Origin of the sequence: Nonomuraea sp. 3N208 (assembly GCF_052245935.1) — a bacterium.
Classification (GTDB): domain Bacteria; phylum Actinomycetota; class Actinomycetes; order Streptosporangiales; family Streptosporangiaceae; genus Nonomuraea.
The window spans coordinates 1-13,919 of the sequence record NZ_JBQQBR010000049.1 but is presented as its reverse complement, the minus strand read 5'-3'; the positions used below and the strand labels follow the sequence as shown (position 1 = coordinate 13,919).

Annotated in this window: 11 protein-coding genes; 2 read left to right on the top strand and 9 right to left on the bottom strand. The window is 68.6% G+C overall.

Going from position 1 to position 13,919, the window contains the following annotated elements; all coding sequences use genetic code 11:
- Nucleotides 1-24: 24 nt before the first annotated feature.
- On the top strand, nucleotides 25-189 hold the full coding sequence (locus ACTWPT_RS48885; RefSeq protein WP_443184403.1) for a hypothetical protein: 165 nt from the start codon (nucleotides 25-27) through the stop codon (nucleotides 187-189).
- A gap of 495 nt (nucleotides 190-684) precedes the next feature.
- Here ACTWPT_RS48885 and ACTWPT_RS48880 read toward each other — a convergent pair whose 3' ends face one another.
- The 8 genes from ACTWPT_RS48880 to ACTWPT_RS48845 all read right to left on the bottom strand — a co-directional run bounded on the left by ACTWPT_RS48880 (nucleotide 685) and on the right by ACTWPT_RS48845 (nucleotide 10,853).
- Complete coding sequence (locus tag ACTWPT_RS48880; protein ID WP_443184402.1) at nucleotides 685-1,938, bottom strand: aspartate aminotransferase family protein; 1,254 nt, start codon at nucleotides 1,936-1,938, stop codon at nucleotides 685-687.
- A gap of 36 nt (nucleotides 1,939-1,974) precedes the next feature.
- Nucleotides 1,975-3,336 carry an aminotransferase class III-fold pyridoxal phosphate-dependent enzyme gene (locus ACTWPT_RS48875; protein ID WP_443184401.1) on the bottom strand — a complete coding sequence of 454 codons (1,362 nt, stop codon included), beginning with the start codon at nucleotides 3,334-3,336 and terminating at the stop codon, nucleotides 1,975-1,977.
- Between the two features lie 28 nt (nucleotides 3,337-3,364).
- Entirely contained in the window at nucleotides 3,365-4,336 is a 972-nt protein-coding gene (locus ACTWPT_RS48870; RefSeq protein ID WP_443184400.1) for a phosphotriesterase family protein, read from the bottom strand.
- A gap of 7 nt (nucleotides 4,337-4,343) precedes the next feature.
- Nucleotides 4,344-5,354, bottom strand: coding sequence for a phosphotriesterase family protein (locus ACTWPT_RS48865; protein WP_171075289.1), 1,011 nt, complete (start codon nucleotides 5,352-5,354; stop codon nucleotides 4,344-4,346).
- A gap of 26 nt (nucleotides 5,355-5,380) precedes the next feature.
- Nucleotides 5,381-6,727, bottom strand: coding sequence for an MFS transporter (locus ACTWPT_RS48860; RefSeq protein WP_443184399.1), 1,347 nt, complete (start codon nucleotides 6,725-6,727; stop codon nucleotides 5,381-5,383).
- An 88-nt stretch (nucleotides 6,728-6,815) separates the two neighbouring features.
- Complete coding sequence (locus tag ACTWPT_RS48855) at nucleotides 6,816-8,801, bottom strand: acetoacetate--CoA ligase (protein ID WP_443184398.1); 1,986 nt, start codon at nucleotides 8,799-8,801, stop codon at nucleotides 6,816-6,818.
- A 165-nt stretch (nucleotides 8,802-8,966) separates the two neighbouring features.
- Complete coding sequence (locus ACTWPT_RS48850) at nucleotides 8,967-9,680, bottom strand: TetR/AcrR family transcriptional regulator C-terminal domain-containing protein (RefSeq protein WP_443184397.1); 714 nt, start codon at nucleotides 9,678-9,680, stop codon at nucleotides 8,967-8,969.
- A 909-nt stretch (nucleotides 9,681-10,589) separates the two neighbouring features.
- Nucleotides 10,590-10,853 (bottom strand): hypothetical protein, encoded by a 264-nt coding sequence (locus ACTWPT_RS48845; protein ID WP_443184396.1) that lies wholly within the window; start codon nucleotides 10,851-10,853, stop codon nucleotides 10,590-10,592.
- A gap of 156 nt (nucleotides 10,854-11,009) precedes the next feature.
- Here ACTWPT_RS48845 and ACTWPT_RS48840 point away from each other — a divergent pair, with 156 nt between their 5' ends.
- Nucleotides 11,010-11,459 (top strand): PP2C family protein-serine/threonine phosphatase, encoded by a 450-nt coding sequence (locus ACTWPT_RS48840; RefSeq protein ID WP_443184395.1) that lies wholly within the window; start codon nucleotides 11,010-11,012, stop codon nucleotides 11,457-11,459.
- Nucleotides 11,460-11,664: 205 nt separating this feature from the next.
- On the opposite strand, the gene ACTWPT_RS48835 is transcribed toward ACTWPT_RS48840, so the two are convergent.
- Nucleotides 11,665-12,840 (bottom strand): helix-turn-helix domain-containing protein, encoded by a 1,176-nt coding sequence (locus ACTWPT_RS48835; RefSeq protein ID WP_443184394.1) that lies wholly within the window; start codon nucleotides 12,838-12,840, stop codon nucleotides 11,665-11,667.
- Nucleotides 12,841-13,919: the final 1,079 nt, after the last annotated feature.

Here is a 13,919-nt window from a genome sequence, read left to right as displayed (position 1 = left end):
TTCCACGCCCTCCTGGAGTACGCGGTGGAGCTGGAGGAACTTTCGGCAAATCCGCTGCACAAGATCAAGTGGAAGCCACCCAAGACGACAGAGACGGTAGACCCGCGCGTGGTGGTGAATCCGCGCCAGGCGCAGGAGTTGTTGACCGCGGTGACGTACGTGGGACGGCGGGCCGTGGCCGGCGGCTGATGGCTCTCTTCGCCTGCATGTACTACGCCGCCCTGCGCCCGGCCGAAGCGGTCGGCCTTCGACTCCAGGACTGCCACCTGCCCGCGTCAGGCTGGGGACGGCTCACGATCGACGTGTCTCGACCGGAGGTCAACACCCAGTGGACCGACACCGGGGACGCTCACGAAGAACGGGGCAGACAAGACGTCCGCCCGGTGCCCATCCCGCCAGAGCTGGTCAAGATCCTCCGCGAGCACATCGCCGAGTACGGCACAGCCAAGGATGGGCGCATCTTCCGCAGTGAAAGGGGCGGGGTCGTCGCCTCCACCGCCTCCACCGAGGTCTGGCAGGACGCCCGTCTCCTGGCCTTAACACCCGGCCAGGTCGCCTCTCCACTGGCCAAACGCCCGTACGACCTGAGACATGCGGCTGTTTCTGCCATCGGCCCCGGGCACAACCCACCGACGATCCTTGGTCGTTGGGCGCGTGCTCAGCGTATCGGGGACACAACGCTCATCAGGCGATACGCCGAAGTGCTGTGGAGTAGGCGTCCGCCGCGCGGTCGATGTCGTCGTCGGTGAGGGCGGTCGACATGTTGATCAGGCCGCGCGGCGCGGTGTAGATGCCTTCCAGCAGCAGCGCCAGGTGCAGTGCGCCGAGCAGCGGGGACGCGGCGGCGCGTACGCGAGCGGCGTCGGACGGCGGCTCGGTGGCGAAGTGGATGTTGAGGATGGAGCCCGCACGGGTCACGCTCAGCGGCAGCCCCGCGTCCCGTCCGGCGGCGGCGACAGCCTCGGCGAGTTGTACGGCACGGCCTTCGAGCGTGGTGATGGCCGGTGCGTCGAGATGGCGGAGTGTCACCGCGCCGGCGACCGCCGCGGCGAGGTGGCCGTTGAACGTTCCCGAGTGGGCGATGGATCCGGGGGTGGTGGAGGCGGCGAGCAGCATGACGTCCGCACGACCGCCGACGGCGCCGATCGGCATCCCGCCACCGATGATCTTTCCCAGGAGCGTGAGGTCGGGCGACAGCCCCTGCCTGCCCTGTTCGCCGGCGACGCCATTGCGGAGTGCCTGGATCTCGTCCAGGACGAACAACGCCCCGCGCGATCGAGCCAGGTCCTGGACCCCGGCGAGGAATCCGGGTGCCGCGGGGACGACTCCGCCCGCGCCCAGGAACGGCTCGGCGAAGACGGCGGCGACATCGTCGGTCAACGCCTCGCGGATGGCGTGGAGATCGTTGTAGGGCACGGTGACCACGTCGGGCTCGCCCGGCAGCAGTGGCGGCATGCTGCCGTGGTAGCTCCCGTCGAATATCAGCAGCGCCTTGCGCCCGGTGGCCCGGCGGGCAAGGCGGGAGGCGAGGATGGACGCCTCGGTGCCGGAGTTGGTGAACCGCACGCGTTCGACCGACGGCACCCGGTCCACCAGGAGTTCGGCCAGCTCGACCTGCCGCTGGTGCGCGCTGGCGAACGCCAGGCCGTCGGCGAGCATCGCGGCGACGGCCTCGGTGACCGGCGGGAACGCGTTGCCGTGAACCAGCGAGGTGTAGTTGTTGACCAGGTCGAGGTAGGTGTGACCGTCGACGTCGCGCAGGTGGGCGCCGTGCCCCTCGGCCAGGGCCACCGGGTGGGGCGGATAGGTGGTGACCGATCGGGTCTCCCCGCCGGGCAGCACCCGGGCGGCGCGTTCGTGGGCCGCGGCCGATCGGGGCGTCCGGGCGCGGTATTCGGCGACGAGATCGGCCATGCGGTCGGCTCCAACGGCCGTCATGATCCTCCTTGTGTCCATGTAGATCGAGCACGGTCCTCAGGTCGAGGAACATGCCTTCATCGAGGTCAGTGAGGCGTCGAGCAGCTCCAGCAGGAGGTCGATCTCCCCGGGCGAGCTGATGAGCGGAGGCGCGACCAGCACCGCGTCGTTGACTCCGCCGGTGGCCGGATAGATCAGCAGGCCGTGCTCCTGCGCGCTCGTGACCAGGGCACGGGTGAGCGAGCCGAGAGGGTCGCCCGGTGCACGGGAGTCGCGGTCGCGGACGAGCTCCAACCCCTGCAGCAGGCCCTTGCCACGGACCTCGCCGATGATCTCGTGACGTCCGGCGAGCTCCTCCAGCCCGGCCCGCAGCCGAACGCCGAGACGCGCCGCCGCGGCCACCAGGCCCCGGGATTCGATGACGTCGAGTACGGCGAGCGAGGTGACGCAGGACAGCGGATAGCCGCCGTGGGTGTGGCCGTTGGTGACGGCCCGGGTCCCCGCCCCGATCGCCTCGACGATCTCCCGGCTCGCCAGAACCGCCGAGGTGGGCACATATCCCGCGCCGAGCCCTTTGCCCAGCACCACGAGGTCGGGCCTGATATCCCAGTGTTCGGCCGCGAGGACCCTTCCGGTACGCCCCAGCCCGGTCATGACCTCGTCGGTGACCAGCGGGACGCCCCTCTCCCGGCAGAGCCGGGCCAGGCCCGCGAGGTAGCCGTCCGGCGGGGTGATCGCCCCGCCGGCCGCACCGCCCACGGGCTCGACGACGACCCCGGCCAGCGTGCCGCTCCGATCGTCCAGCCTCGCCGCCGCGTCGTCCAGCAGGAACTCGGTGAAGGCGGTGTCGTCGCGCCCGTCGGCGTATCGGTAGGAGTAGGGCGGCGTGAGCGTGTTGAAATCGTGCAGCAGCGGATCCGCCGCCCAGCGCCGTAGCGGATGGCCCGACAGCGACAGCGCGCCGACGGTGCTGCCGTGGTAGCCGATCCGGTGGGACAGGAACCGGCCGCGGTCCGGCTCCCCCCGTTCCCGCCAGTACTGGGTCACCAGTTTCAGTGCCGCCTCAACGGCCTCCGAACCACTGTTGCAGAGGAAGACGTACGGATAACCAGTGAGCTCGCTCAGCCGATCGGCCAGTCGCTCCGCGTGCTCACTGTGGAAGGTGCCACGGTGGGCGAAGGTGATCCTGGCCGCCTGGTCCGCCATCGCCCGCAGCACATCCGGGTCGGCGTGCCCGAGGTTGGCGTTGACCGCGCCCGAGCAGCCGTCCAGGTACCGGCGGCCGTCGGTGTCGTAGACGAAGACGCCGGCGCCATGGCTGACGACGGGCAGCACCTGGTCGAACGAAAACTTGATCAAATGGCTGCCCGGAGGCTGCATCCGGGTGGAATCGGTCCCGGGATGCGAAAGCGATGTCATGATCCTTCTTCGAAGTCGCGACAATGCGTCAGCGGCACACGAGCCGCGCGGGGTTTGCCCGGGTGATGTGGTTGTACTCCTCCGGGTCCAGGCCGGCCCGGAGCAGCCGTTCCCGGAAGACACCGGGAACGAACACGTAACCGCCGCCGCCGTAGGCGCGGAGCTGGGAGACCAGGCAGACGTCGTGAGACAGCAGCACCCGGTCGATGTGGCCGGCCCGCACCAGGCTCAACACCATGCGGACCCGGCGCTCGACCTCCACCGCGCTGTCGGTGTTGATGGTGTCGACACCGACGTAGGCGCCCCTCGCGGCGATCTGCCCGGCGTAGCCGGGCGTGAGCACCAGGTCACAGTGCCCGATGGCGATCCGCTCCGGGTCCGCGCCCGCGGAGATCAGCAGGTCGAGCTGGGGCAGGCCGACCGGCCATCGCGCGGCGTGCGTGTAGATCGCGGCGCCGGTCTGTCGCTGGGCTCGGGCGGCGGCGCGGAGGGAACGTTCCTCCGCCGCGGAGATGTACCACTTGTCCGCCCCGACCTCGCCGATCAGACCGGCGCGGACGTCGGTGCCCGGGAACCCCTCGGTGAGATCGCGGACGATCTCCTCCGCTATCTCCTCGACGCTGTGCCGGTCGATCCACTCCAGATCGAGGTACGGGTCACGATAGTGGCCGGTGCCCAGGACGACCTGGACGCCGGTGGCCTTGGCGACCCGGCGGACCGCGTCGACGTTCGCCGGATCGCGGGTGGCTCCCGGCGGGTACGGCCGCGCCCCGGCGTCCATCGCCGCCCCATGAGTGAGCTCGGCGCTGGTGAGGTCGAACACCGTGGCGCCGCCGAGGTCACGGAAGGCCCGGACCTCCTCGGCGACGAGGTCTTCGTCGATCAGCAGACCGTCGGCGCGGCGCTCCCGCATCAGGTTGATGAACAGATGCTCGTGCGGCAGGACGAACCCCAGGTCGTTCTGGTCGATCCGGCCGAGAACGGTCGTCACTGATGACATGCGGCTCCTAACGGTCTTGCCGGGTCAGCGTGAGCAGGCGGGCCGGGGTGGTCCGGGTGAGCCGCCGGATGTCGTCCGGGTCGAGGCCACGTGCCAGCATCAACGGCAGGACCCGCCGCAGGATGTGGGTGTATCCCTCGCCGCCGTGGCGTCTCAGCTGGGTCTTGCGGCAGATGTCCTGGGCGATGACGACGCGGTCGCCGTACCCCGAGGCGATCAACTCCCTGATGTGGCGGACGCGGGTGCCGTCGTTGGGCATGTCGAAGCCGGGATCCTGTGGGTAGTAGGCGGATTCGGTGCCGAACAGGTCGAATTCCAGCACGCAGCCGGTCTCCGCGAGTTCGCGCATGTCGTCCTGCTCGGTCAGCGTCCGGTCGATGTGCGACATGACGGTCCGGGCCGGATCGCCGCCCGCCTCGAGGACGACCTTCAGGTGCTCCCTGGGGGCATCCGCGTGGCGGCCGGGGTGGATCAGCAGGGCGGCTCCGGTCTCGGACTGCGCGACGGCGGCGGCCCTCAGCACCTTGACCTCGTCGGGGTGGGGCGGCCAGGAAAGCCCGATCTCGCCGATGACGCCCGCGCGCACCCCGGTCTCGCCCGCGCCGTCGAGGATGTCGCCGACGATCTCCTCGGTGATGTCCTGCTCGGTCATGGTCGCGACCGCCGGCGGATGGAAGGCCGCGGTGTAGTAGCCGCTGCCCATGACGATGTGGACACCGGTCCGCTCAGCGATCTCGCGCAGCGCCGAGGGATCGCGGCCGAGCCCTCCGGAGGTGGCCTCCACGATCGTCCCGCCACCGGCCGCGCGGAACTCGGCGAGCTCGGCGGCCGCGGTCGGCACGTCGTCGAGGCGCATGTCGAGCCTGTTACGGCGATCCACCCGTATCTCGTAGAGATTGTCCAGCGTGATCTCATCGTCGCGCGCCTCGCCTTCGCCGAGATAGCGGGTGAGGTCGCACAGGAGGTGTTCGTGGGTCTGAACGTGCCCGAGCCGATCCGTGGGAACCGGTCCGAGCACGGTCGAAACGACGCCGCTCTCGCCCACTAGGCGTCCGCGGGCTGATCGGCGAGGCTGACCTTGTTGGTCTCATGCGCGAGGTAGGCGGCCACGGCGGTGATCAGACAGGACACGGCCATGAAGACCGAGACGTAGATGGTGTGTGGCGCACCGCCACCCGCCGCGAGGAGGCTGGTGGCGATCAGGGGGGCGAGCCCGCCGCCGAGCACCGAGGCGATCTGGTAACCGAGCGAGGCGCCGGTGTAGCGGGTGTTCGTGCCGAACAGTTCGGCCACGAAGGCGCCCATCGGTCCGTACATCAGCGCGTGCACGGCCAGCGAAAGGACGTACCCGAGCAGGAACAGGGGCACGGAACCGGTGTTGATCAGCTGAAACAGCAGGAACGAGTTGATCGCCAGCAGGATGGCGCCGGTGATGTAGACGGGGCGCCGGCCGTACCGGTCGGACAGCGCGGCGAACAGAGGGAGGCACACCATCGAGACCACGGAGGCGGCCATCAGCCCGTTCAGCGCCGTGGAGCGCTCGTAGCCGATCTGGGTCGCATACGCAATGACGAAGGCGATGAGCACCGAGTTTGCGGCGAACGGACCGAACCCGATGAGGGCCGCCAGCACGACCGCGCGCGGGCGGGTCCGTAGCACCTCGACGATGGGCGGCCGGGCGGGCCGGGCGGCACCGGCGCGGCGCGCCTGCTCGAAGACGGGGCTCTCCGTCACGCCGAGTCTGATCCACAGCCCCACCGCGATGAGGATCACCGTGGCGGCGAAGGGGAGCCGCCAGCCCCATGACAGGAACTGGTCCTCCGGCAGTGCTGAGACGAGGGAGAACGCCCAGGTGGACAGCAGCAGGCCCGAGGGTGCGCCCATCTGGGCGACGCTGCTCCACAAGCCGCGGCGGTTCCCCTTCGCGTGTTCCAGTGTCATGAGCACCGCGCCGCCCCACTCGCCGCCGACCGCGACTCCTTGCAGCAGTCGCAGCACAATGAGGAGGACGGGGGCCCAGATCCCGATCTGATCGTAGGTCGGCAGTATCGCGATGAGCAGGGTGGCCGCGCCCATCAGCAGGATGCTCGACACCAGCATCCGCTTGCGCCCGAGGCGGTCCCCGAAGTGGCCGAACAGGATGCCGCCGAGCGGTCGCGCGGCGTACCCCACGGCGAGCGTGCCGAACGAGGCGATGAGGCCGACGCTCGGATCGACCGCGGGAAAGAAGATCTTGTTGAAGACCAGGGCCGACGCGGTGCCGTAGAGCAGGAAGTCGTACCACTCCACCACGCTGCCCACGTAGCTGGAGATGAGGACGCGTCGTTTGACCGCCCTTTCGGCCTGAGGGTCGTCGCTGCGGTTGGAATCGGAGTTGTCGGTCGTTGTCATGTATGCCTCCAAGGGGCACCTCTTGTCCGCTGTACAAGAAACCCTCTTGTACAGCGGACAAGAGCAAGGGTGCAGGGTTAACTTCCCGTCAGTGGGCGGAGCGCTGGCTCGCCAGGGCGGCGAATGCGGCCAAGGATGTCGGTTCGGCCAGGGTGTCGGGGCTCACGACCTCGGATGGCGCGGCGCCCAGAAGGATCTTCTTCACCGGCAGTTCGAGTTTCTTGCCGGTGCGGTTTCTCGGGATGACGGGCATGGCGGTGATGCCGTCGGGCACGTGGCGCGGGGAGAGGGCGTCTCGCAGCGCGGTGGTGATCCGCCGGCGCAGGGCATCGTCCAGCTCGACGCCGTCGTGCAGGGCGACGAACAGGAGCAGCCGGCCGGGGCCGCCGGCGGTGTCGTCCAGGTGCACGACCAGGCTGTCGTCGATTTCGGGCAGTTCTTCGACGATGCGGTAGAACTCCCCGGTGCCCAGGCGCACCCCGCCACGGTTGAGGGTCGCGTCCGAGCGTCCGGCCACCGTGCAGCTGCCCGTCGCCGCGGTGAAGCGCACCCAGTCGCCGTGCCGCCACACGCCCGGGTAGGTGTCGAAGTAGGCGTCCCGGTAGCGGGAGCCGTCGGTATCTCCCCAGAAGCCGATCGGCATCGAGGGCATGGGCTGGGTGATGACCAGCTCGCCGAGCACGTCGGTCACCTCGTTGCCCCGCTCGTCGTAGGCGGTGGCGGCGACGCCCAGGCAGGGGCCGGAGATCTCGCCGGCCCAGACCGGCCGCAGTGGGTTGCCCTGCAGGATCCCGGTGCACACGTCGGTGCCACCGCTGCCCACGTTGAGCAGCACACCGGGGCCGAACTGCTCTTGCACCCAGCGGAATCCCTCGGCCGGCAGCGGGCTTCCCGCGGCGCCGATTTGCCGCAGCCGGGACAGATCGTGGTCCTTGGCCGGGATGAGGCCTTCTTTGCGGCAGGCCATCAGGAATCCGGGGCTGGCGCCCATGAGGGTGGCGCCGGTCTCCTCGGCCAGTCGCCACTGCCAGTCCAGGCCGGGGTGCAGCGGGTTGCCGTCGACCATCACGATCGAGGCGCCCACGAGCAGCCCGGAGACCAGTGAGTTCCACATCATCCACGCGGTGGTGGTGAACCACAACATGCGGTCGCCGGGGCCCAGGTCCCAGCTCAGGGAGTGGTTCTTCAGGTGTTCCAGCAGGATTCCGCCGTGGCCATGGATGATCGCTTTGGGTTTGCCCGTGGTGCCGGAGGAGAACAGCACGCACAGCGGGTGGGCGAACGGGACGGCGTCGAAGCCGGGCTCGGCGGGTCCGGTGAGCAGGTCCACCCAGGCGACCGTGTCGGCGAGGTCCCCCGGGCCGTACGGTACGTGGACGGTGTGACGAAGGGTCGGCAGGCCGGTGCGGATCGCCGCGACTTCGTCGCGCCGGTCGATGTCCTTCTCGCCATAGCGGTACCCGGCTATGGCGAGAAGGACGGTGGGCTCGATCTGGGAGAACCGATCGATGACGCCACGGGCGCGGAACTCCGGGGCGCAGCTTGACCAGATCGCCCCCAGGCTCGCGGTCGCCAGGAACGCCACGAGGGTTTCCGGGATGTTCGGCAGGTAGGCCACGACCCGGTCGCCCCGGCCGACGCCGAGGGCGCGCAAACCGGCCCGCGCGCGGGCGACCTGGTCGGCCAGGTCCCCCCAGGACAGCTCCAGCGGTCCGCGGGTCTGCGAACGCGCCAGCACGGCCATCCCGCTGGGCGCGGCTCCCGCCGGACGCAGGACATGCTCTGCGTAGTTGAGGGTCGCGCCGGGGAACCACTCGGCACCGGGCATGTCCCGCCGGCCGAGCACCCGGTCATAGGGGGTGCGCGCGCGGACGTCGAAGTAGTCCCAGATCGACGACCAGAAGCCTTCGAGGTCCGCGACCGACCAGCGGTGCAGGTCGTGGTAGCCGGTGAAAGCGAGATCCCGGGTGCGCTCCAGCCAGGTGAGGTAGCCGCCGATCGCCGTTGCCCGACGCGCGTCGGGAGCCGGTTCGCGCAGCATCTCCGGGCGCTGCGGGAGCAGTTGGTGGTTCATGGGTGGTGGCTCCTGGAGTCCGAGCACATGAGCGACCGCTGAGAGGAAACTCATCTTTTGTACGAGGTACAGGATGTCTTGTACGCGGGACAAGAGCAAGTGGCGTGCGTAAACCTTGTGTTTCCCGCCTCGAAGCTCAGCGAGGGCAGCCGCCCTTCAGCCGGGTCAGGAGATCCTGGAGCGCAGTCCGCTGACCAGCAACTCCAAAGCCACGGTGAAGCTGCCGTCCATGGGCTTGTCCCGCCCGGAGTCCCATCTGGTCAAGAAGGCGTTGTTCTCCAGCAGCGGCAGGTTGCGCGTCAACACCGGGAACGCGTTGGGGTTGACCGCTCGCAGCTCCGCCGCGAAGCCCTTCTGCCAGCCGTCCTCGGCGTCCGCGGGGCCCGCGGACAGCTCCAGGGTGATCCATCCGAGCACGAACCCGATCACCGCGTTGTAGACGTGGACGAGCTCCTCCCCGGCGAATCCGGCCCGTTGCAGCGCGCCTACCACGCGCTCCACGAAGGGAACCGCCGTCGTGGTCACCACCAACTGGGAGCCGATGATCGGCGCGAGATTCGGATGCCGGTGCATCGCCTCCCGGCACAGCCGGGCCATCGCCACCAGCCAATCGTCCCAACCCATGCCCTGCTCGGACGGCAGGACGATCTCCTCCAGCACCCGTGCCGAGACCGCTGCCACCAATTGCGCCTTCGTGCCGATGTGCCAGTACAACGCCGTGGGGTAGACCCCCATACCCTTGGCCAGCGCGCGCATGGTCAGCGCTTCCAGCCCGTGCTCGTCCACATAGCGCAAAGCAGCGTCCACCACGTCCTCACGCGACAACGGCGCGCTGGTCCCCCGCCGAGCACGGCTCCGCGGACCACTGCCCTCGCTCATCCGAATTCCTTCCGCAGACGACCAGTCAAGACGAACCAAACGTTAGCCCGTGTGGACTGTCGCAGACGGCCACCCCGGACCGCTTTGACCGCACCTTCGCGATCTTGATGGTCAGAATCTCGGTGTGCGAGGTGATCGCCCCACCGCATACGGCCTGGTCCTGGCGATGCTCGCGCCAGCTACCCGGTTGCGCTCACGACGCCGGCACCTGATAAGGCGTCGATCATGGCCCACATGTTCGTCCGGCTTCGGACTGTCTGAGACGGTGTGCTCTGCTGGTCGCTCAGCGATCAGCGGCAGTTGAGGAAATCCCTCCAGTAGGTGCTGCGGACTAGAAGCCGCGCACCACATAGGGTTTGGCGCGACCCGACCCGTTCACTCCTCACAGCCTCGTTGGCTGCCCAGCCACGCTCTATTCGTAGTGGCCGCCAGAGGTTGGAACAGCGCCGCCTTCGGGTCGCCGATCGCCTGTGTCCTCGCCGAACCTGTGCGTACTCGACTGGCGGCCTGCCTCGCCATTCTTATTATCAGCGGCTCAACACGCCGACTTTCGGCATCAGGCGTTAGCGGTAGTTCATTAAATCAAGGTGGTTGATAGGGACACACTCCATGACCTACGTAGACGGCGTCGATCAATGCTGTGGCCTATCAGGTGGCCTTGTCCGGGAGTGTGGCCGGGTCGGCGGTGGTCACTACCAGCCGGTGAGCCAGTCCGGGGCCCAGGCGCCAGGCCAAGGCTTTGGCGCCCCACCAGGGAACGCACTGAGAACGATCAGGGTTTCTGCGCTTCCCGAAGGGTATCTGTCGTCCTACCGCCGTCGGTGTCTGAGGAGCGCCATGTCCAAGTCCGGCCATCCCGGTGAAAGAGTCACCGGATGGTGCGGCTTCGGTCGTATTCGGAGTCGTCCGTCAGCTGTTGGAGGAGGGGTGGTAGATCGTCCCGGAGCAGCTGACCCACGTCTCGCCGTACCTGACCGAGCACATCAACCGGCTGGCGAATACTCCGCCCACGAACTTGGCATCCAACCCGAGGCGTACGAACCGAAGCTCGACGTCGTCTTCACCCTCGCGTATGCCCGGCGTCAGGTCGCCGCCCTGATCGGCGCCCTCCAAGATCGTCTTCACCCCCTCCGGCTGGGAGGCCGACCTGCTCGCCGTGCGCGGCGCGGTCATCGCTTCCGGCCGTCCGCGCCCACATGATCATCCAGGCCACCGGCCACTCGGCCGTGCTGGAGACCTGCCGCGCGCTGGAACGCCTGCACGGCGCCCGCGTGACGGTGCCGCCCAGGCCCCAGTAGATCACCATGCGACGACTCCTATCCCCGGCTGGTGCGCACCCGGCCGATGAACGTGGCCGCGGAGATGCAGTGGAACCTGATGCCGCCGCTGGCCTGCGCCACACCACAGATCGTGATCGGCGCGGTGCTCGAGCCGGCTTACGAGATCGGCGGGGACGCCTTCGACTACTCCGTGGCCGACGACGTCGCGCACCTGGCCATCTTCGACGCCATGGGCCACGACGTCTCCGCGGGGCTGACGGCCAACCTCGCGATGGCCGCCTGCCGCAACCACCGCCGCCAGGGCGCCGACCTGATCACCAACAGCACGATGATCGAACGGGTGCTGATCGAGGAGTTCGGCCGGGCCACCCGCTTCGTCACCGCCATCCTGGCCGACCTGGACCTGACCACCGGCGAGCTCAGCTGGGTCAACCGCGGCCATCTCCCGCCCGTGGTGATCCGCGGCGGATCTGCCGCCAAAGCCGCACAATCCGCATAATGGAGGCGAGCAGGGTAGCCGCAGGTCACCGGCCTATAGCATCACGCTCTGCTCATCGTCGGCCGTTACCGCGGATCACCGCAATATTCCGCAGAAAGAGGCCATGCGCTCTACCTCGAAGTGTGGATACTTGCCGCTACTGACCTACAGCGTCACGGATACGCGTCGTGCGAGCGCCCGTAGTCCCGACAGAGTGCTGTGCGGATCACGATGCAACAGATCCTCGATGACGCGCCGCGAGTTCGACCGGCGTACCTCGGCGGGCGCGAGCTTCTCCGCGATGAGCAGCGCGCGGATCGCCCGATCGGTCTTCCCCCAGAGTGTGTACACCTCGGCGATGCCCGTGTAGTAGCTGGCCCGCCGCTCGACCGTGGGGATGTCGTCGGGAGAGATCCCCACGAGCGTGCTCTATGGCTGTACCCGCGTCGCCCAGGATGATGGACACGCCGATCCGGTACGTCACCACATGCCCAGCAGAGAAGACCAGTTTGGGCGCTTGCTGAGATGCCTCGGCGGCCTCCTCCAGCATGGCCAGCGCGCTGTGCCGATCCTCCATCCGAGCGGCGGCGATCGCGCCGGTGGACATGAGCGCCCCGTACGCGCCCCACACGGCCGGCGCCGCGCCGGGCAGCTGCGGGCGCATCAGGTCGGCAGCGCGGGCGGTCAGATCACGCGCCTTGCCGTAGTCGGCGGCTCGGTGGAACAGCGAGACCAGGTCGCGGCGGGCCTCGGCCAGCGCGCGCAGGTCGCCGCTCGCGGTGGCCGCCTGCTCGCCCTGATGTGCCGCCACCCAGGCGTACGGCGGAGCGGACAGCTTGATCAGTGTTCGCGCGGTCAGGTGATAAACCTGCGCGGCGAACGACTGGCCGGCTGCGCTGGAGGTGGAGCGGGCAACGGGGATCAGTTCGGCCAGGTCGTCGGCCAGGCCGACGTAGCGAGCCGCGGTGAAGTCGCGGCGGGCTCGGGTGACGGCGCGGCTGAACATCTGCAATGGCATGTCGCTGGACTGCGCTGGTGTGTCCGGAACGAGGGCATCGCGCAGCCGCGCGACCGCATCGGCGTTCCCATCTGGCATGCCCAGGGCGGGAGTGACGAGTGCCGTGCTCGCGCTCTTGAGGAACGTGCGCCGTTTCGTTGCCTCACCTCCTGCGCTAGTCCCAAGCATAGGCTCGGAGCCGTATTCCCTCACCCACGCCTCGACGAGGCGCCCGTCAGCGCTGAGGGCGTCGTCAGCCAGCTCGGCAAGGAGTCGTTCGGGACTGCGTTGCCGCCGCTCAACGCGGCTGAGATAGCTCTTGGAGTAGTGAGTTGCTTGGGCGAGCCCCGTCAGTGACACCTGGCGTCGCTCGCGCCAGTGTCGCAGTTGCTCACCAAAACCCACGGTTGCCTCTCCCGGTTGCCTGTTGCCCCGTCCAGGCAACCTCTCGTCTGCCAGGACGTCGGAGGAACATGCTTCACGGTAGCTGCACAACCGCAGCCAGCGACAGGTGACGAAACACAGACCCGTGGAGTCTTCAGACTCACGTCGGAGGTGTGGCCCCATTGAGCTCCCTGAGACGTCCAGGTGCGGCGAACAAGGTAACCATGGCGGACCCGGAGTTGCATACGCTCCTACAGGCCACCGACCAGAGCGTTCGCCAAGTCGTAGCGCAGGCGGCGGTCTTGCAGGACGTGCGGGGTCGTCAGCTTTCCGTACTGCGTAACACCTAGCCCGCATGGGACATCACCAATGAGCGCGATGCCTCCGAGTGGCTGTGGTGGACTGCCAAGTTGCTAACGCCCCTCACCGCGGCCTTGGTGGCAGCCCGGGTCATGAGCCCCATTCGGCGTGAGGACGCGATCGCGCTCGCGTCCACCCTGGCCTGGCAATCGGCCCTACTCCACAGCGTCAGGGACTCCACATGAACCGCACGAACTCCCCCGGCCCGCCGGTTGCAGGTGCGGCAGGCGGCGGGCCAAGGGTTCCACAATCCCGAGGCTGGTCGCGCGGCCCTGACCTGGATCAATGGGGTCCATACATCCAACGCAGCCCGCGCATGCGGGTCGTTGCCACGTCCTGCTGCGGCGAGTACGAGCTGTGTTCTGAGGGTGGCGAGTACTTCGTCCTGCGTCCGGCCGGGGACGGCCACGAGGAGACCGCCAGAGGCCGGTTCGGACGTGCCGCCCATGTATGGGAGGTCCTGGCCTCACAGCATTCATGCGCCGAGTACGAGCCTCTGCGCTGGAGGAGGTGGTGCCCCACTCGCTAACAGTCCCCCTCTCCCTTCCGGTGACGCCACACAGGCGTGAAAATGGGGGTGGGTTGCCCGCCGACGCCGGAGCTTCTTCTGGGCCCGCATGAGCCCGTCTAACAGTCTGGCGCCGGGGCCCGACCCTGATGGGTCACGCACTGTTGCCTTCGAGCACGCCGGTCAGAATGTTCGGTTCCCGACCGAGGCCCCCGGGCATCCCGCCGTCTAC

Bases quoted from the DNA above. Each gene is read 5' to 3' on its own strand.
- ACTWPT_RS48880 (WP_443184402.1), bottom strand. From the start codon at position 1,938: ATGACGGCCGTTGGAGCCGACCGCATGGCCGATCTCGTCGCCGAATAC.
- ACTWPT_RS48875 (WP_443184401.1), bottom strand. From the start codon at position 3,336: ATGACATCGCTTTCGCATCCCGGGACCGATTCCACCCGGATGCAGCCT.
- ACTWPT_RS48870 (WP_443184400.1), bottom strand. From the start codon at position 4,336: ATGTCATCAGTGACGACCGTTCTCGGCCGGATCGACCAGAACGACCTG.
- ACTWPT_RS48860 (WP_443184399.1), bottom strand. From the start codon at position 6,727: ATGACAACGACCGACAACTCCGATTCCAACCGCAGCGACGACCCTCAG.
- ACTWPT_RS48855 (WP_443184398.1), bottom strand. From the start codon at position 8,801: ATGAACCACCAACTGCTCCCGCAGCGCCCGGAGATGCTGCGCGAACCG.
- ACTWPT_RS48850 (WP_443184397.1), bottom strand. From the start codon at position 9,680: ATGAGCGAGGGCAGTGGTCCGCGGAGCCGTGCTCGGCGGGGGACCAGC.
- ACTWPT_RS48845 (WP_443184396.1), bottom strand. From the start codon at position 10,853: ATGACCGCGCCGCGCACGGCGAGCAGGTCGGCCTCCCAGCCGGAGGGG.